The 16,385-nt window shown below is 71.6% G+C and carries 18 protein-coding genes; 12 read left to right on the plus strand and 6 right to left on the minus strand.

What is annotated here, in order from left to right:
• Positions 1-140 precede the first annotated feature (140 nt).
• Positions 141-965 carry an SDR family oxidoreductase gene (locus tag ABZT74_RS16855; protein WP_356171761.1) on the minus strand — a complete coding sequence of 275 codons (825 nt, stop codon included), beginning with the start codon at positions 963-965 and terminating at the stop codon, positions 141-143.
• A gap of 197 nt (positions 966-1,162) precedes the next feature.
• Here ABZT74_RS16855 and ABZT74_RS16860 point away from each other — a divergent pair, with 197 nt between their 5' ends.
• The 5 genes from ABZT74_RS16860 (at position 1,163) to ABZT74_RS16880 (ending at position 5,217) form a co-directional block, all read left to right on the plus strand.
• Positions 1,163-1,876: a hypothetical protein gene (locus ABZT74_RS16860; protein ID WP_356435635.1), complete on the plus strand. Its 714-nt coding sequence runs from the start codon at positions 1,163-1,165 to the stop codon at positions 1,874-1,876.
• A 140-nt stretch (positions 1,877-2,016) separates the two neighbouring features.
• Positions 2,017-3,096 (plus strand): MerR family transcriptional regulator, encoded by a 1,080-nt coding sequence (locus ABZT74_RS16865; RefSeq protein WP_356171756.1) that lies wholly within the window; start codon positions 2,017-2,019, stop codon positions 3,094-3,096.
• A 271-nt stretch (positions 3,097-3,367) separates the two neighbouring features.
• The gene (locus ABZT74_RS16870; RefSeq protein ID WP_355876097.1) at positions 3,368-3,787 is read left to right on the plus strand and encodes a TOBE domain-containing protein; all 420 of its coding nucleotides are present in this window, start codon (positions 3,368-3,370) and stop codon (positions 3,785-3,787) included.
• A 114-nt stretch (positions 3,788-3,901) separates the two neighbouring features.
• Complete coding sequence (locus ABZT74_RS16875) at positions 3,902-4,567, plus strand: molybdopterin-dependent oxidoreductase (RefSeq protein ID WP_356171753.1); 666 nt, start codon at positions 3,902-3,904, stop codon at positions 4,565-4,567.
• 104 nt (positions 4,568-4,671) lie between these two features.
• Positions 4,672-5,217 (plus strand): putative immunity protein, encoded by a 546-nt coding sequence (locus tag ABZT74_RS16880; protein ID WP_356171750.1) that lies wholly within the window; start codon positions 4,672-4,674, stop codon positions 5,215-5,217.
• A 32-nt stretch (positions 5,218-5,249) separates the two neighbouring features.
• On the opposite strand, the gene ABZT74_RS16885 is transcribed toward ABZT74_RS16880, so the two are convergent.
• Positions 5,250-6,140 (minus strand): LysR substrate-binding domain-containing protein, encoded by an 891-nt coding sequence (locus tag ABZT74_RS16885; RefSeq protein WP_356171747.1) that lies wholly within the window; start codon positions 6,138-6,140, stop codon positions 5,250-5,252.
• A 101-nt stretch (positions 6,141-6,241) separates the two neighbouring features.
• Between ABZT74_RS16885 and ABZT74_RS16890 the strand changes: the two genes are divergently transcribed.
• Positions 6,242-6,607: a nuclear transport factor 2 family protein gene (locus tag ABZT74_RS16890; RefSeq protein WP_356171745.1), complete on the plus strand. Its 366-nt coding sequence runs from the start codon at positions 6,242-6,244 to the stop codon at positions 6,605-6,607.
• A 67-nt stretch (positions 6,608-6,674) separates the two neighbouring features.
• Here ABZT74_RS16890 and ABZT74_RS16895 read toward each other — a convergent pair whose 3' ends face one another.
• Positions 6,675-7,475: a spermidine synthase gene (locus ABZT74_RS16895; protein ID WP_356171743.1), complete on the minus strand. Its 801-nt coding sequence runs from the start codon at positions 7,473-7,475 to the stop codon at positions 6,675-6,677.
• A 232-nt stretch (positions 7,476-7,707) separates the two neighbouring features.
• On the opposite strand from ABZT74_RS16895, the gene ABZT74_RS16900 reads away from it, so the two are divergent.
• Entirely contained in the window at positions 7,708-9,537 is a 1,830-nt protein-coding gene (locus ABZT74_RS16900; RefSeq protein WP_356171741.1) for an alkyl sulfatase dimerization domain-containing protein, read from the plus strand.
• A gap of 34 nt (positions 9,538-9,571) precedes the next feature.
• Here the strand turns inward: ABZT74_RS16900 and ABZT74_RS16905 are convergent, their stop codons facing one another.
• Positions 9,572-10,489 carry a LysR substrate-binding domain-containing protein gene (locus ABZT74_RS16905; protein WP_356171738.1) on the minus strand — a complete coding sequence of 306 codons (918 nt, stop codon included), beginning with the start codon at positions 10,487-10,489 and terminating at the stop codon, positions 9,572-9,574.
• A 140-nt stretch (positions 10,490-10,629) separates the two neighbouring features.
• On the opposite strand from ABZT74_RS16905, the gene ABZT74_RS16910 reads away from it, so the two are divergent.
• The gene (locus ABZT74_RS16910) at positions 10,630-11,646 is read left to right on the plus strand and encodes an aldo/keto reductase (RefSeq protein ID WP_356171735.1); all 1,017 of its coding nucleotides are present in this window, start codon (positions 10,630-10,632) and stop codon (positions 11,644-11,646) included.
• Positions 11,647-11,694: 48 nt separating this feature from the next.
• Positions 11,695-12,126: an SRPBCC family protein gene (locus ABZT74_RS16915; RefSeq protein ID WP_356171733.1), complete on the plus strand. Its 432-nt coding sequence runs from the start codon at positions 11,695-11,697 to the stop codon at positions 12,124-12,126.
• 89 nt (positions 12,127-12,215) lie between these two features.
• Here ABZT74_RS16915 and msrA read toward each other — a convergent pair whose 3' ends face one another.
• The gene (gene msrA, locus ABZT74_RS16920) at positions 12,216-12,728 is read right to left on the minus strand and encodes a peptide-methionine (S)-S-oxide reductase MsrA (protein WP_356171730.1); all 513 of its coding nucleotides are present in this window, start codon (positions 12,726-12,728) and stop codon (positions 12,216-12,218) included.
• Between the two features lie 318 nt (positions 12,729-13,046).
• On the opposite strand from msrA, the gene ABZT74_RS16925 reads away from it, so the two are divergent.
• Both ABZT74_RS16925 and ABZT74_RS16930 read left to right on the plus strand, forming a co-directional pair.
• Entirely contained in the window at positions 13,047-13,910 is an 864-nt protein-coding gene (locus ABZT74_RS16925) for an MHYT domain-containing protein (protein ID WP_356171727.1), read from the plus strand.
• 142 nt (positions 13,911-14,052) lie between these two features.
• Positions 14,053-14,871: an alpha/beta fold hydrolase gene (locus ABZT74_RS16930; RefSeq protein ID WP_356435639.1), complete on the plus strand. Its 819-nt coding sequence runs from the start codon at positions 14,053-14,055 to the stop codon at positions 14,869-14,871.
• A gap of 48 nt (positions 14,872-14,919) precedes the next feature.
• On the opposite strand, the gene ABZT74_RS16935 is transcribed toward ABZT74_RS16930, so the two are convergent.
• Positions 14,920-15,528 carry an ATP-binding protein gene (locus ABZT74_RS16935; RefSeq protein WP_356171703.1) on the minus strand — a complete coding sequence of 203 codons (609 nt, stop codon included), beginning with the start codon at positions 15,526-15,528 and terminating at the stop codon, positions 14,920-14,922.
• 221 nt (positions 15,529-15,749) lie between these two features.
• Here ABZT74_RS16935 and ABZT74_RS16940 point away from each other — a divergent pair, with 221 nt between their 5' ends.
• Positions 15,750-16,346: a TetR/AcrR family transcriptional regulator gene (locus ABZT74_RS16940; RefSeq protein ID WP_356435642.1), complete on the plus strand. Its 597-nt coding sequence runs from the start codon at positions 15,750-15,752 to the stop codon at positions 16,344-16,346.
• Positions 16,347-16,385 lie beyond the last annotated feature (39 nt).

The following is a 16,385-nucleotide window of genomic DNA, read 5'->3' on the forward strand; positions in this document are numbered from 1 at the left end:
GCGCGCCCCGCCCGGGGGGGGGGGGGGGCGGGGGGGCCCCCCCCCCCCCGGCCCCCCCCCCGCCCCCCCCCGGGGGGGGGGGGGGCGCCGGGGGGGGGGGGGGGGCCCCGCCCCCCCGCCCCCCCCCCCCCCCCACACACTCAGCCCTGCGCCAGCTCCGCGATGGGCTGCCACTTCTCCCACGCCGCGAGGCGCTGCTCGTAGTCGGCCTTGGCGATGCCCAGCGGAGCCGAACCGAAGAAGCAGCGCAGCGGCGGCTCGTCGGCGTCCACGATCTCCAGTACGGCAGCGGCGGAGGCGGCCGGGTCGCCCGGCGTACCGACCCGCTTGCGTCGCTGCTCCTGTACCTCCTTGTGGAAGTCGGCGTACGCGGGCAGCGGCTCGGACGTGCTCGACGAGGAGCCCGCCCAGTCGGTGGCGAACCCACCGGGCTCGATCAGCGTGACCTTGATCCCGAACGGCGCGACTTCCTGGGCAAGCGCCTGGCTCATGCCTTCGAGCGCCCACTTCGACGCGTGGTAGATGCCGACCAGCGGGAAGGCGCTGATGCCTCCGATGGAGGAGACCTGAAGGATGTGGCCGCTGCCCTGCTCGCGCAGGAACGGCAGCGCGGCCTGCGTGACCCACAGGGCGCCGAACAGGTTGGTCTCCAGCTGCGCGCGGGCCTCGGCCTCGGTGAGTTCCTCGACCAGCCCGAAGTGGCCGTAACCGGCGTTGTTGACGACCACGTCGAGGCGCCCGAACCGCTCGTGCGCCTGCTTGACCGCGGCGAAGTCGGCGTCGCGGTCCGTGACGTCGAGACGCAGGGGAAGCAGCCGCTCCCCGTACTTCTCGCGAAGGTCGCCCAGCGTGGAGAGGTCACGCGCCGTCGCGGCCACCGAGTCGCCGCGTTCCAGCGCGGCGATGGCCCACTCCCTGCCGAAGCCGCGCGAGGCGCCGGTAATGAACCAGATCTTCTGCGTCATGGTGTGCTCCTCAAGGAAAGTCGTCACCCGTGCGGTCGTCGCGTCGCGGTGTCACCTCCACCAGCCAACACCTTCGAGTGGGCTCGAAGGCAACTCGGGCCCTCCCGGAAGCGGCTTCCGGCACCACCGGGAGTGGCCTTCGGAGGCAACGGAAAACCACTCGACGCGCCGGTCCGCAGGGACCATGATCGTCAGTCGTGACGACGTCCGAGCAGGTCCTGGTCCGGGCCGCCGCCCGCAACAACGCCGAGTGGTGTGCGGCCATGAGCCGCTCCCATGGTCTGGCCGGAGCGTTCGGGCCGGCCGCCTGGACAGCTCCCGAGCGCACACCGCTCTTCTATCCCGACGCGGTGACGCTGGAACCCGGCGCCGACCCCGCGGAGGTGGCGGCGCGGATCGACACCCGTACGCCAGGCGCGTCCGTCAAGGACAGCTTCGCCGACCTCGATCTCGGCCGGGCCGGGTTCCGGATCCTGTTCGAGGCGCAGTGGATCCACCGTCCGGCGGGCGCGCCGCCCGTCCCTTCGGATCTCGGCGTGCAGGTGGCGGCCGGCCCCGACGCACTGCGGACCTGGGCGCTGGCCTGGGACGACGGGGACGGCAACCCGGGTGTCTTCCGGCCCGAACTGCTCGACGATCCCGCCACCACCGTGCTCGTCGGTCGCTCCGCCGAGGGCCGGGTGGTGGCCGGCGCGGTGGCGAGCGCGAGCGCCGACGTGGTCGGCGTGTCCAACGTCTTCGCCCGCGAGGGCGGCCCCGACGCGGCCTGGTCCTTCGCTCTCACCGCGACCCGCCGGCTGTTCCCCGCCCTTCCCGTGGTCGGCTACGAGCACGGTGAGGACCTCACGGCCGCCGTTCGTCACGGCTTCGAGCCGATCGGCCCGCTACGGGTCTGGCTGCACCAGGCCTGAGTGACGGCGTCCGGGCCCGTGCCCCGGCCGCCGCGCGGCACATGTCACCTGCCGCGGACCCCATAGTTGACCTTCACCTTGGGTGAGGCCACAGCATCGGTGAGGCCGGGCGAGGTGCCCGGTTCGAGGAGGAGACGAGCATGGGGTTGCTGACCATCGGGACGTTCGCGAAGGCGTCCCGGCTCTCGCCGAAGGCACTGCGGCTCTACGACGAACTCGGTCTGCTCGCTCCGGCGCGCGTCGACCCGGTGACCGGCTACCGGCTCTACGCGCCGGAACAGCTGGACCAGGCACGGCTGGTCGCGTGGCTCCGGCGCCTGGGGATGCCCCTGGCCCGCATCCAGCGCGTCTGCGCGCTGGAGCCGTCCGCGGCGGTCCCGGAGATCCGGCGGTACTGGGCCGAAGTCGAGGCCGACACCGCGGCCCGGCGCGATCTCGCCTCCTTCCTCGTCGACCGTCTGTCACGGAAGGACCCCGCCATGTCCGCCAACACCCATTCCCTGGCCATCCGTTACGCCGCGCTGTCCGACACCGGTCTCGTCCGCGAGAGCAACCAGGACACCGCGTACGCCGGTTCCCGTCTGTTCGCGGTCGCCGACGGCTTCGGCCGTGCCGGCGCCACGGCCGGCGCCGCCGCCGTCGAGGCGCTCAAGCCGCTCGAGACCCGGGGGTTCGCCGCGGGTGATCTCCTCAACGTCCTCGAAGAGGCCGTCGAGGAGGCCAAGTCGGCCGTCAACGGCGTCGCCGGTACCGGTTCGCCGTCCGCGGAGTCGGGCACCACACTCACCGCGATGCTCTGGACAGGCTCGCAGCTGGCCCTCGTCCATATCGGAGACTCCCGCGTCCATCTCCTGCGCGAGGGCGAGCTGTTCCAGATCACCCACGACCACACGATGGTCCAGTCGATGGTCGACGACGGGCGCATCACCCCCGAGGAGGCCGTCTCGCACCCGCAGCGGGCCCTGTTGCTCCGAGCCCTCGGTCACGGGGCCGACGGCACACCGGACCTGCGCCTGCACGACGCGCGGCCGGGTGACCGCTATCTGGTCTGTTCCGACGGGCTGTCCGCCGTCGTGGACATCGGTGAAGTGCGCCGGGTCCTCACGGAGGTCGCCGATCCCGACCACGCGGTCCGCGAACTCGTCGGCCTCGCCAACGGGTTCGGCGGCCCCGACAACGTCAGTTGCGTCGTCGCCGACGTGGTGGAGGCCCAGTCGTAGGAGCTAGGTGCTGGAAGTACGGCCGGGGGTCCCGCGAGATCACCCGGCCACACTTCTTCGGAAGGCTGTGCGGGATCCGGGCATCCGGCGACAGCCCCCGGTCCGCGGATCTCGCTCATGTGCGAGGCCGGGGCAACACACGGGTGGCGTATGCGACGCAGGTCCCGACGGGCCCCGCCGAAGCGGCTAGCTTGGGGGAGCAGCGTCGGAACAAAGCCCGGCAAAGCAGCCGATTCTCCCTCCCGCATCCCCGACCGTGAGGCGTTCCGTCATGAGCCTGAGCATCCGTAACCAGATTCCCGGCACCGTCACCGCTGTCACCACCGGCGAGGTGATGGCGACCGTGAAGGTGCGCCTGGACGGGGGCCAGGACCTCACCGCGGCGATCACGCTGGAGGCCGTCAAGGACCTGGGACTCGCCGAGGGCTCGCCGGTGCGCGCGATGATGAAGTCCACCGAGGTGGCGCTCGCCACCGGCCCCGTCGAGGGCCTGTCCATCCGCAACCAGCTGCCCGGCACGGTCAGCGACGTCGCCACGGGCGGGGCGATGGCCACCGTCAAGGTCACGGTGGACGGAGGCGAACTGACGGCGGCGATCACCAAGGACGCCGTCACCGACCTGGCGCTGACGCCCGGCTCGTCGGTGGTCGCCCTGATCAAGTCGACCGAGGTGTCCCTCGCCACCGCCTGACGCGCGCCGGGCCGCGCGGTGCCGGTCGGGGCCCGCGCCTCGCAGCAGGTGAGTACGCGGGCCGCACGGGGAAGGCGGTCGTCACCGAGCATCGGCGACGAGAGGACACCCCGCGTGGCCAGAGACCGGCACAGCGCAGTCGAGGCCGCCGCCGACCGGACCAGGCGTATCCCTCCCGGCCAGCACCATGTGAAGGGCTGGCCGGTCTCCCACTACGGTCCGGTCCCCCGCTTCCGCCCCGCGCGCTGGAACCTCCGGCTCTTCGGCGCCACCGCGGGCCGCGCCGAACGCAGTTGGACCTTCGAGGAACTGTCGGCCCTGCCGCACACGACGGTGGTGGGCGATCTGCACTGCGCCTCCGGACCGACCTCCACCGACCACGAGTGGTACGGAATCCCCGCCGCGGCCCTGCTGGAGCTGGTGCCGCCGGCCCCGGGGGTCACGCACATCATGACGTGGGCCGAGTACGGCTATACGTCCAACGTCCGGCTGGCCGACTTCACGGCGCCGCAGACCCTGCTGGCCACGCACCACGACGACGAGCCCCTCACCGCCGAGCACGGGTTCCCGCTGCGCCTCGTCGTGCCGCACCTGTACGGCTACAAGAGCACCAAGTGGCTGCGTGCCGTCGAGTACCTCACCGAGGACCGCCGGGGTTTCTGGGAGGACCGCGGCTACCACACCATCGGTGACCCCTGGCAGGAGCAGCGCTACGCACACCAGGAGGCGGACGGCGGCAGCGCGACGACGGCGTCCGAGGCGCCGACCCGGAGCGCCTGAGGGACCACAGCGCCGGCGGCCGACGCCCGGACCGGGGCGAGGAGTTCGGGCTCCATGTCGGCGCGGTTCCGTACCGAAATCCGGTCCGAGGGAGGATGGCGCCCGTGCCGAACAAGCCGAACGCCCCGGGGACCATCGAGCTGACCGAGGACGAACTCCGTGCGGTCGCGGGATACGCGGCCGACTGCGCGCGCCGGGTGCTGCCGCTCTTCGAACGGGATCTTCCCTCGGACACACGCCCCCGTGACGCCGTCGACGCGGCCCGCGCCTTCGCCGCCGGCGGACGGCGTACCGGCGCTCTACGGCAGAGCGCCTGGGCGGCGTTCAAGGCGGCGCGCGAGGCGACCGTCCCACCCGCGGCGGCGGACGCGGCACGTGCGGCGAGCCATGCGGCCGCCGCCGCGTATCTGCATCCCAAGGCGAGTGCTCATCAGGTGAAGCACATCCTGGGCGCCGCGGCTCACGCGGCGAGGGCGGAAGAACTGGCGTCGGCCGAGGGCGAGGTCGTCGGCGCGGGGACCCTCGAATGGGCTCGCGTTCACGCCCCTGGTTCGGTCAGGGCCGTACTGGGCCGGCTGCCGGTCGCACCTCCCGGAGGCGGGCCGGTCGGCGAACTCGTCCGGGCTCTCGACGCGGCTCTCCGCACCTGAGCGCGGCGGGCCGGCGCCTCGCCAGGGAACACCTACAGAGAGTCCGGCTTCCCGAACGCTCGTCCGGCGTGCACGAGGAACTCCCGTACCGACGCGTTGTCCGAGCCCCTCCAGACCAGGGCGAGCAGGGCGGGCGCCACGACGTCGTCGATGGTCCGGGCGGTGAGCCGGTCATGGTGACCCGCGGCCATCGACTCGCTGAGGACGGCGACGCCGAGCCCGCGGGCGGCGAGGTCGACGACGGCGTCCGCGGCGCTGGCCTGGAGCGCGATCACCGGCTGGAGGCCCTGCGCCGCGCAGGCGCGGTCGAGGACCGTACGGAGGCCCGTGCCGACCGGCATGCACACGATGGGGTGGGTGGCCAGGTCCCGCAGCTTCACGCGTCGCCGCTCCGCGAGCGGATGTCCATGCGGGACGGCCACGACGAGCCGCTCACTGATGATGGTCGACGTGTCCAGGCCGTCGGAGACGGCGGTCGCGGTGCCGACCAGGGCGAGATCGACGACGCCGGCTCGCACCCGCTCGACCAGTCGGTCGGAGGTGTCCTCCACGAGGGAGATGTCGACGCCGGGATGGGCCTGGTGGAAGGCGGCGAGGGCGTCGAAGAGCGGGGCGATCGTGCAGCCGGTGACCATGCCGACCGTGAGCCGGCCCCGGATGAGCCCGGTCACCTGCCCCACGGCCTGGCCGACGGCCTCGGCCGCCGCGAGTGCCGCGCGGGCGGGTCCGAGCGCGGCCTTTCCCGCGACGGTGAGGGTGGCGGTGCGTCCCGAGCGGTCGAAGAGGTCCGCGCCGAGTTCACGCTCGAGCCGGCGGACCTGGGCGCTCACTCCGGACTGGCTGATGTGGACGCGCTCGGCCGCCCGCGTGAAGTTCTGCTCCTCGGCGACCGCGACGAAGTACTCCAGCTGCCTCAGATCCATGACTCGTAATTCTAGCTCCGATCACATCCATCTGTTGGACTTCTGATCGCCGGAGGACGACGCTGGAGGGACACCGGACGCCACGAGAGCGGAGAACCCCCATGTCGAAGCATGCGAAGGCCCTGCGGCCCGAGGACCTCACCCGGCTGTTCGTCGAACGGTCCAACGCCGGTGACGCAGCGGGAGTCGCGGCCCTGTACGAGGAGGACGCGGTGATGGCCCACCCGCCCGGCGAGTTCACGGTGGGACGCGAGGCGATCCGCGCGCTGTGGGAGAAGGTGCTCGCCGGTGGCCCGCGCTTCGAGCCCGAGCCGCCGCTGCCGACGCTGGTCAGCGGAGACATCGCGCTGACCTCGACGCCGCCGAGGGACGGGGCCGGTGCGCGGGCGCAGGTCGTCCGCCGTCAGCCGGACGGAAGCTGGCTGCGCCTGCTGGACCAGCCCGAGTTCGCCCCGCCGGCCCGGTAGGCCGGGTGCCCGCGCGTTCCTGGAGAGGCGCGCGGGCGTCGGGCCCGGCCGCCTGCCGGATCGGCCGTCAGTCGCGGCGCCGACGGGCGACGTACACCGTGTTGGCCGCGGTTCCGCCCTGGAGCGGGTTGTCGAAGTCGACCACGTGGGCGGCGGTGTCCGTGAAGACCTGGGCGAGGACAGCGCCGAACTCCTCGTCCGGCGGGTCGTTCGACCACAGCGCGAACACGCCGCCGGGATGCAACAGGCCAGCGAGGGCCGTCAGACCGGGCACGCCGTAGAGCGCGGCGTGGCTGGGGTGCAGCACGTGGCGGGGCGAGTGGTCGACGTCGAGCAGGATCGCGTGGAACCGGCGGCCCGGGTTCTCCGGATCCAGCCCACGAGGAGTGGCGTCGACCCCGGCGGCCGCGTCGTCCGCGGAACCCGCTTCTCCCGGAGCCTCGGGACCGTCAGTCGCCGTACCGCCGGTGACCATGGCGAAGAAGTCGCCGCGCACCAGGCGGCAGCGCGGGTCCGTCGACAGTCCCGTGCCGAGGGGTACGAGTCCGCGCCGGTGCCAGTCGATCACTTGCGGCAGGGCGTCGACGACGACCAGAGAACGCACCCGTTGGTCGTCCAGCGCCGTCCGGGCGGTGTAGCCGAGGCCGAGGCCGCCCACGACGACGTCGAACGGACCCTCCGCCAGCTCCGCCAGGCCGAGCCGGGTCAGTTCGACCTCGCCCTCGGTGAAGAGGCTGGACATCAGGTACTCGTCGCCGAGCTTCACCTCGTAGACGTCCTCCCCCGACGAGGGGTCGCGTCGGCGACGGAGGCTGATCTCGCCCATCGGGGTGGGCTGCCAGTCGAGTTCCTGGAAACGTGCGCTCATCCGGTGTCCTGCTCCCCGTCGAATGTCCACTGCCGCGAGCCGGTTGAGGTACGCCGCAGGTAGGCACCGTACCGGCAGGTCAGGCCCGGATGCTCGCGGGGACCCTCGCGTTGCTCTTCGGGTGGAGCGGTCGCACAGCCGTACGGACCGCGTCGGCCGGCACCGAACGCACGGGCCCGGAGCGGTGGGACGGTTTGTTTGGATCGATGCTCGCCCGAGTTATTCATGCCGTATGAGCACTCTCGAATATGCCGACAGCTCCGACTTCGACGACGCGGAGCGGGGTTTCGTCGCCGCGCTGGAACCGGCGGTCATCCGTGCCGAGGACGGCCGGGTGGTGTGGGACGGCGACGCGTACGCGTTCCTGGACGCGGAGTGTCCGGACACCGCGCACCCGAGCCTGTGGCGGCAGGGCCGGCTGTGCAACAAGCAGGGGCTCTTCGAGGTGACCGAAGGCATCTACCAGGTCCGGAACCTGGACCTGTCGAACATGACGCTGGTGGAGGGCGACACGGGGGTCGTCGTCATCGATCCGCTGATCTCGGCCGAGACCGCGGCCGCCGCGCTGGCGCTGTACCGCGAACACCGGGGCGAGCGCCCGGTCACGGGGCTGATCTACACGCACTCGCACGGCGACCACTTCGGCGGCTCGCGCGGGGTCCTGCCGCACGGCCACGCGCCGGTGCCGGTGATCGCCCCCGCCGGGTTCCTGGAGCACGCCGTCGCGGAGAACGTGTACGCGGGCGGCGCGATGTCCCGCCGGGCCGTCTACATGTACGGCGCCGAACTGGACAAGGGGCCCGCGGGGCAGATCGGCGCCGGGCTGGGCATGACGACGTCGAAGGGCACCATCACCCTCGTACCGCCGACTCTCGACATCACGCACACCGGTCAGGAGGAGAGCGTGGACGGTGTGCGGATCGTCTTCCAGATGACGCCGAACACCGAGGCGCCCTCGGAGATGAACTTCTTCTTCCCCGACCGGCGGGCCCTGTGCATGGCGGAGAACGCGACGCACAACATGCACAACATCCTGACCCTGCGCGGCGCGGTCGTCCGGGACACCCGGATCTGGGCGCACTACCTGAACGAGACGATCGCCCTCTTCGCCGACCGGGCCGACGTCGCGTTCGCCTCCCACCACTGGCCGACCTGGGGCCGCGAGCGGATCGTCGAACACCTCGCCGGGCAGCGCGACATGTGGGCCTATCTGCACGACCAGACCCTGCGCATGACCAACCAAGGGCTGACCGGGACCGAGATCGCCGAGCGGATCGAGCTTCCCCCGGCCGTCGCGAACCGGTGGGCCAACCGCGGCTACTACGGTTCCGTCAGCCACAACGCCAAGGCCGTCTACCAGCGCTACATGGGCTGGTTCGACGGGAATCCCGCGCACCTGTGGGAGCACCCGCCGACCGAGCTGGCCCAGCGCTTCGCCGCCGACTACGGCGGTGTCCCCGCACTCGTCGCCAAGGGCCGGGAGTACGCCGTGGCGGGCGACCTGCGGTTCGCCGCGACGCTCCTCGGACACGCGGTCTTCGCCGCACCCGACGACCCGGACGCCAGACAGGCACTCGCGGAGGTGTACGAGCGGCTCGGTCACGGCTGCGAGAACGGGCCGTGGCGGAACTTCTACCTGATGGGCGCGCAGGAACTGCGGGGCAGCGTCGCGCGCACCGCGCTGGAGACGACGAACCCCGAGATGGCGATGGCGCTGACCGTCGACATGCTCATCGACTCCCTCGCCATCCGCGTCGACGGTCCGCGCGCCTGGGACGAGAAGCTCACCATGACGTGGCACCTGACCGACGAGGGGCGCACCTGGCGGATCCAGCTGTCGAACGGGGCGCTGACGTACCGCGCTGCCGAGACCGCGACCGGGGAGGCGGACGCGGCGCCGTCGGCCGGTCTCACCCTGACCATGACGAAGCCGCAGCTGCTCGCCCTCCTCGCGGGCCAGGGGATGGACGGCGTACAGGTCCAGGGTGATCCCCAGGTCTTCGCCACGCTCGTGGGTCTGCTCGACAGTCCGGACCCCCAGTTCCCCATCGTCACTCCCTGAGCGTGCCCGTCCGCGTGTCGGGGGCACGTCGGGATCAGGTCGTCGTCCCGGTCCGTGCGGCGCCGCGATCCGCGAGGACCGTCGAGCGGAACTCCGCCACGACGGGCCGCAGGTCGACGCGGTGCCAGGCGGCCCACAGCTGAATGGACCCTTCGTACCAGGGGAGTTCACGGACGGCGACCGCGTCGGAGGTGGCGCGGACCATGCTCCGCTGGATGAGCGCGAGACCGAGGCCGGAGGCGACCAGGCCGAGCGCGGTGAGGGGATCGGCCGCGTCGAGCCTGATGTCCGGGGCGAAACCGGAGGCGACGCACGACGCGACGAAGGTGTCGCGCCACGCCGGGTCCTGGGCGTCGCCGACCGCGATCCACGGCAGGCCGTCGAGCGCCGCCGGGGTCAGCTCCTCCTGCCGCGCGAGGGGGTGCTCCGCGGGCAGGACGAGGAGCAGCGGATCCCGGAGCAGGGGGGCCGCGTCCAGGTCCGGGTCGTCGTCGCCGGGCGGGGTGCGGACGAGCGCGATGTCCAGGCTGCGCTGGCGCAGGCCCTCGAACTGCGCGGCCGACTCCTGGTCGTAGAGCGCGACATGGATGCCGGGGCGGTGTTCGCGCAGGGTTCGCAGCGCGGAGGGCAGGACGCCGGTGTGCATGGCGTCGGCGACGTAGCCGATGCACAGGCCGCCCTCCTCGCCCCGGCCGAGGCGCCGGCCGAGGTTCTCCAGGCGGTCCGCGTGCCGCAGCAGGGCGCGCGCCTCGGTCAGGAAGACCCGGCCGTCGGAGGTGAGCCGGATGCGCTGCTGGCTGCGTTCGAACAGGGTGAGCCCCAGGTTCTTCTCCAGCTGGGCGATCTGCCGGCTGAGCGGCGACTGGGAGATGTGCAGCCGCTCGGCGGCGCGGCCGACGTGTTCGGCCTCGGCGACGGCGACGAAATAGCGAAGTTGTCGCAGGTCAAGCATGTAGGACCTCGGAGGACTCAAGTGTGTCCGAGCAAGTCTTGGACAGTCTCATGTAGGGATCCTAACCTCGAACACGCAAGGCCGACGGATCGACCATCCGGCCCTTTATCCGTCCGAACCACCATCGCGAGGATTCCTTCATGAGCATCACGTCCCTTCTGCCCGGAGCGCTCGGATTCGGCACCGCGCCGCTCGGCAACATGTTCCGCGCCATCCCCGACGAGGAGGCGGCGGCCACCGTCGAGGCGGCCTGGGACCAGGGCATCCGCTATTTCGACACGGCACCCTTCTACGGGGCGGGCCTTTCCGAGATCCGGCTCGGCGAGGTGCTGTCGCGGCACCCGCGCGAGGACTTCGTCCTCAGCACGAAGGTCGGCCGCGTGATCCTCGACGAGACCGAGGACCCGGCGGCCCGTGACCTCGGCGAGAAGGGCGGCCTCTTCGAGCACGGCCGCCCCAACAAGATGGTCAACGACTACTCCGCCGACGCCACCCTGCGGTCCATCGAGGACAGCCTGAAGCGCCTGCGGACCGACCGCCTCGACATCGTGTGGGTGCACGACGTAGCCCAGGACTTCTACGGGGACGAGTGGCTCGCGGCGTACGAGAGTGCCCGTACCGGCGCCTTCCGGGTCCTGCAGAAGCTGCGCGAGGAAGGGGTCATCAAGGCCTGGGGCCTGGGCGTGAACCGGGTGGAGCCGCTGGAGCTCACCCTGGACCTGGACGAGCCGAAGCCCGACGCGTTCCTGCTGGCCGGGCGGTACACGCTGCTCGACCACGACCGTGCCCTCCAGCGTCTGCTGCCGTCCGCCGCGGCGCAGGGCGTCGACGTCGTGGTCGGCGGCCCGTACAGCTCGGGCATCCTCGCCGGCGGAGCGCACTTCGAGTACCAGCAGGCGCCCGCGCACATCGTCGACAGGGTGGAGCGGATCAAGGCGGTGACCCAGCGGCACGGCGTCGGCATCAAGGCCGCCGCGCTGCAGTTCTCCCTCGCCCACCCGGCGACGGTCGCCGCGATCCCGGGCGCGACCAGGCCGAGCCGCATCGCCGAGGACGTGGCCGCTCTCGGCGAGAGCGTTCCGGCCGGGTTCTGGACCGAACTGCGCGAGGAGCGGCTGATAGCCCAGGACGCCCCCGTGCCCGTCACCGCCGCCTGACCCACGTCACATCCCCCGCATCCCCCATCCTTCGAAGGAGAGACCCCCGTGGCCACGACCATCGCGTCCGTCGACATCGACGCCTCGCCCGAGCGCGTCTGGCAGCTCGTCGGCGGCTTCGGCTCACTGCCCGACTGGCTTCCCTACATCCCCGTCAGCGAGGTGAGCGAGGGCGGACGGGTGCGCCGCCTGGAGAACGAGGACGGTGAGGTGATCGTCGAACGCCTCCAGGCCTTCGACGACGAGCGCCGTACCTACAGCTACTCCATCCTCGAGGCCCCGTTCCCGGTCACCGGCTACCGCTCGACGCTCACGGTCCACGAGACGGCCGAGCCGGGTACGGCCCGCGTGGAGTGGTCCGGCTCCTTCGCGCCCGACGGCATCGGCGACGCCGACGCGGTGACCCTGTTCCACGGCATCTACACGCAGGGGCTGGCCGCGCTCGTCCACACCCTCGCCGGTACGCAGGCGGCCGGATAAAAAGTCCGCGGGGGAGACGAACGGACGCCCCTGAACAGCGAGAAGCCCCCGTACCGGCATACGTGCCGGTACGGGGGCTTCGGTTCGACTCAGGCCTGCGCGCGCTTCGGCAGCCGCCAGTTCGGGCGGACGAAGTGGCAGGTGTATCCGTCGGGGTAGCGCTGGAGGTAGTCCTGGTGCTCCGGCTCCGCCTCCCAGAACGGACCGGCCGGCACGACCTCCGTCACGACCTTGCCCGGCCACAGACCGGAGGCGTCGACGTCGGCGATGGTGTCCTCGGCGACGCGCTTCTGCTCGTCGTCGAAGTAGTAGATCGCGGACCGGTAGCTGAGACCGATGTCGTTGCCCTGCCGGTTCTTCGTGGACGGGTCGTGGATCTGGAAGAAGTACTCCAGGATCGTCCGGTAGTCGGTCTTCGTGGGATCGAAGGTGATCTCGATCGCCTCGGCGTGCGTGCCGTGGTTCCGGTACGTCGCGTTCGGGACATCGCCTCCGCTGTATCCCACGCGGGTGGCCAGGACGCCCGGGAACGTCCTGATCAGCTCCTCCACGCCCCAGAAGCAGCCGCCCGCCAGCAGGGCCTTCTCCTCGTTCCGGCTCATCGCACACACCCTTCTTCGGTCTTTCCGTCAGGCTCGCACAGCTGCCGTCGCACTCACCCCCGGCGGTCACTCTCCCCCACCGCCGCGACGACACGGCCACGCCTCTGCACAAGGCCCCGGAGCCGCGCGAAATTCCCCGTCCGGGCCCGGGAGCAGCCCTTCCGGACCTCACCGGACGTCCCGAGGCGACCGTCGCTCCGACGCCGACCCGATAACGATCGTGCAGGTTTCAATAACTACCGCCGGTAAGACCTTGCTGACAGTGGCGGAAAAAGGGCTCAATGTCCTTCCTCATAGGCAAAAAGGATCAGGGAGCGGATGAACGGCACGATCGACGGCTTCAGCTACGGGCTCGTCACACCGGTGGCGGCCTTCGTCATGGCCTGCGTGGGATCGGCACTCGGACTGCGCTGCGTGGTCCGCACGATCCACCACGAGCCCGGCTGGCGGGCGGGCTGGCTCGCACTCGGAGCCGCCTCGCTCGGCTGCGGGATCTGGACCATGCACTTCATCGCCATGACCGGTTTCTCCGTACAGCAGACATCCATCACCTACGACATACCGCTGACCCTCCTCAGCCTGGCCGTGGCGATCGTCGTGGTCTCGGCGGGCGTCTTCATCGTCGGCAGTCACGGGCCCACGCGGGCCTCCCTTGCGGTGGGCGGCGGCATCACCGGCGTGGGCGTCGCGACCATGCACTACCTCGGCATGTTCGCCATGCAGCTCAACGGCGACCTCCACTACGACACGGTCACCGTGGCGCTGTCCCTGATCGTCGCTCTGGTGGCGGCGACAGCGGCGCTGTGGGCCGCCGTCTCCGTACAGGGCTTCCTGCGATCCCTCGGGGCCAGCCTCGTCATGGGACTGGCGGTCACCGGCATGCACTACACGGGCATGGCCGCGGTGAGCGTCCACCTGCACAGCACGTCCACGCAGGTCGCGAACGGCCAGTCCGGCGCCTCGCTCCTGCTCCCCATGCTGATCGGCCCGGTCATCTTCCTCATCCTCGCCGGTGCCATCGTCATGTTCGATCCGGTCCTGATCCTCGGCCAGGGCGAGTGGGACAAGTCCGCCCGCGGTCGCTCCGGGTCCACCGGCGGAACGGGCCCCGGCTCCCCCGCCGACACCGATCACCAGGACCTCTTCGCCTCCTACGACACCCGCCGGCCCGGCGGCCGGTAGCGAAGGACCCCACACCCGGTCACCCCGGCCCCCGGTGCACCGGCCTCGCTCCGTCCCGTCCTCCACACTGCCCGCCCGTCGGCGGCCTGGGGACCACGGGACGACCTTGGGGCGGGACGATCTTGAGACTAGGGTGCGCCCCATGACCTCACTGGCGCTGCGCGGCACGACGATCCACTACGACGACTCCGGCCCGGCCGCCGGATGCCCCGTGCTGCTGATCCACGGGCACCCCTTCAACCGCACCCTGTGGGCACCCCAGGTGGCCGCCCTCGTCGCGGCCGGACACCGTGTCGTCACCCCGGACCTTCGCGGCTACGGCGACAGCGGGGTCGAAGAGGGATCCGTGCGCCTCGACTCCTTCGCCGACGACCTCGTGGGGCTGCTCGACCACCTGGACATCGGCCGGGCCGTGGTCGGCGGAGTGTCGATGGGCGGCCAGATCGCCATGGAGATGCAGCGGAGTCACGCCGGCCGGGTACGCGCCCTGGTGCTGTCGGACACCTCGGCGCCGGCCGAGACGGAGGAGGGAAAGGCTGTCCGCAACAGGATGGCCGACCGGCTCCTGGCCGAGGGCATGGACGGCTACGCGGGCGAGGTCATCGGCAAGATGCTCGCCGAGTACAACGTCACCGCGATGCCCGAGGTGGCCGCGCGCGTGCTCGCCATGATGCGTTCCACCGATCCCCGGGGCGCCGCGGCGGCTCTGCGCGGCCGGGCCGAACGGCCGGACTACCGCGACACGCTCGCCACCGTCCGGTCCCCGGTCCTGATCGTCGTCGGAGCCGACGACGTGTACACACCGGTCGCCGACGCCGCGGCCCTCCGTGCCCTCGCCCCGCACGCGGTGCTGACCGTCATCGACGGCGCCGGCCATCTGCCGGGCGCCGAGCAGCCGGAGCGGTTCAACTCCGCGCTGCTGGACTTCCTCACGACACGGGTGATCGCCACCGCCGGGTGAGCGGCACGGTCGCGACGGTGGCCCGCTTCACGGGCTGTGTCCGAAGTGTCACGGGGTCTGCATCGGCATCTGGAACCACATGGTCTTGCCGGTGGCGGTGCGCGTGCTCCCCCAGGATTCGGCGAGGAGGTCGAGCAGCTCCGTGCCCCGGCCGCTTTCCGCGTCGGCGTCGACGACGCGGCGCACGGGGCCGGTGGGGTCGGTGTCCTCCACCTCGCACCGCAGGTGCGGGCCACGTGCGCACAGGTTCAGCCGCAGGGGGCCGCGTGTGTGGCGCAGTGCGTTGGTGACGAGCTCGCTCACCAGCAGCTCGGCGGTGTCGGTGAGGTCTTCCAGTTTCCAGTCGTTCAGCTGCGCCGTCACCAGGCGGCGGGCCCGGCCGGCCGAGGTCAGCTCGCGCGGCAGGGGCCAGGAGGCGTCCCAGGCGGTGGCGCAGCCGCGCGGGGCGTCGAGGGGGCGGAGCGGTTCCAGGGTGCGGGACCAGAGCGCCTGGTTCCGGGTGATCCACGAACTCGGCCGCGCCTTCGCGGTCCGGTCCGGATCCTGTGCGGGTGCCCCTCCGCTCTCACCGACCGTCTCCTGGGATCGGAGACGGGAGAACCGGCCGAAGCGTCCGCGACGGGCGACCGTCGCGGGGCCGATGGCCCAGGGGGCCATGAGAATCAGTCCCTTCTGAACTGCTGGCTACCGCGGCCACCCGGGCCGCGGAGGTCCACCGCCGGCGGAGCCGGGATGAAGCGGAGGACGCCTGCGCGTGGCCTGTGCCACGTCTACGGATATACATGTAGCGCCCGCTACGGTAAATATTCGTATCAACAGTATTTAACCAGACATACGGAAAACGTTAGGCCCCCTCTTCCAGATCTCCGGGAATCCTCATGCCGCGCCCTCCTGACCAGGCAAAACGGCGAGACCTTCTGGACCGGGTCCGGGAATACGTGGTCCGCAACGGTCTGGCGGATCTCTCCCTGCGTCCCCTCGCGCGGGCCCTGGGCACCAGTGACCGCATGCTGCTCTACTACTTCGGGACGAAGGAGCGCATGGTCGCCGAGGCCCTCGCGCTCGACGAGCGACGGCCTCTCCGGCAGGCCCGGGAGCTGCTCGCGTGCGCGGGCTCCCCAGGGGACCCGGCCCGGGTCCGCCGCTTCATGGAGGAGATCTGGCGCCGGTTCAGCAGTCCCGGCCTGCGCGCCGCGCTCCCCCTGTACCTGGAGATCATGGCCGCCAGCCTGCTCCACTCGGACCGGTACGGCCGCGTCATGCGCGACGTGCTCGCCGAGTGGACCGCGCTGCTCGCCTCCGCCTTCCGGGACCTCGGCATGGCCGAGGCGCGAGCAGGCGCGGAGGCCGACCTCCTGGTGGACGCGTGTCTCGGCCTGCTCATCGCACCGCTGGCCGACGGCGACTGGGATCGGGCCGAAGCGGCCTTCCACGCCCTCCTCGACCGCCTCGAGCCCGCGTGGCGCGTCCCCTGACGAGAGGACGCGCCCGGTCACGGCCGGCCTACGGAGACA

Source organism: Streptomyces sp. NPDC005302, from assembly GCF_040607345.1.
In the GTDB taxonomy this organism is placed as follows: Bacteria; Actinomycetota; Actinomycetes; order Streptomycetales; family Streptomycetaceae; genus Streptomyces.

Coding starts and splice junctions, on each gene's coding strand:
- ABZT74_RS16855 (WP_356171761.1), bottom strand. CDS start 965: ATGACGCAGAAGATCTGGTTCATTACCGGCGCCTCGCGCGGCTTCGGC.
- ABZT74_RS16865 (WP_356171756.1), top strand. CDS start 2,017: ATGGGGTTGCTGACCATCGGGACGTTCGCGAAGGCGTCCCGGCTCTCG.
- ABZT74_RS16870 (WP_355876097.1), top strand. CDS start 3,368: ATGAGCCTGAGCATCCGTAACCAGATTCCCGGCACCGTCACCGCTGTC.
- ABZT74_RS16885 (WP_356171747.1), bottom strand. CDS start 6,140: ATGGATCTGAGGCAGCTGGAGTACTTCGTCGCGGTCGCCGAGGAGCAG.
- ABZT74_RS16890 (WP_356171745.1), top strand. CDS start 6,242: ATGTCGAAGCATGCGAAGGCCCTGCGGCCCGAGGACCTCACCCGGCTG.
- ABZT74_RS16895 (WP_356171743.1), bottom strand. CDS start 7,475: ATGAGCGCACGTTTCCAGGAACTCGACTGGCAGCCCACCCCGATGGGC.
- ABZT74_RS16900 (WP_356171741.1), top strand. CDS start 7,708: ATGAGCACTCTCGAATATGCCGACAGCTCCGACTTCGACGACGCGGAG.
- ABZT74_RS16905 (WP_356171738.1), bottom strand. CDS start 10,489: ATGCTTGACCTGCGACAACTTCGCTATTTCGTCGCCGTCGCCGAGGCC.
- ABZT74_RS16910 (WP_356171735.1), top strand. CDS start 10,630: ATGAGCATCACGTCCCTTCTGCCCGGAGCGCTCGGATTCGGCACCGCG.
- msrA (WP_356171730.1), bottom strand. CDS start 12,728: ATGAGCCGGAACGAGGAGAAGGCCCTGCTGGCGGGCGGCTGCTTCTGG.
- ABZT74_RS16925 (WP_356171727.1), top strand. CDS start 13,047: ATGAACGGCACGATCGACGGCTTCAGCTACGGGCTCGTCACACCGGTG.
- ABZT74_RS16930 (WP_356435639.1), top strand. CDS start 14,053: ATGACCTCACTGGCGCTGCGCGGCACGACGATCCACTACGACGACTCC.
- ABZT74_RS16935 (WP_356171703.1), bottom strand. CDS start 15,528: ATGGCCCCCTGGGCCATCGGCCCCGCGACGGTCGCCCGTCGCGGACGC.
- ABZT74_RS16940 (WP_356435642.1), top strand. CDS start 15,750: ATGCCGCGCCCTCCTGACCAGGCAAAACGGCGAGACCTTCTGGACCGG.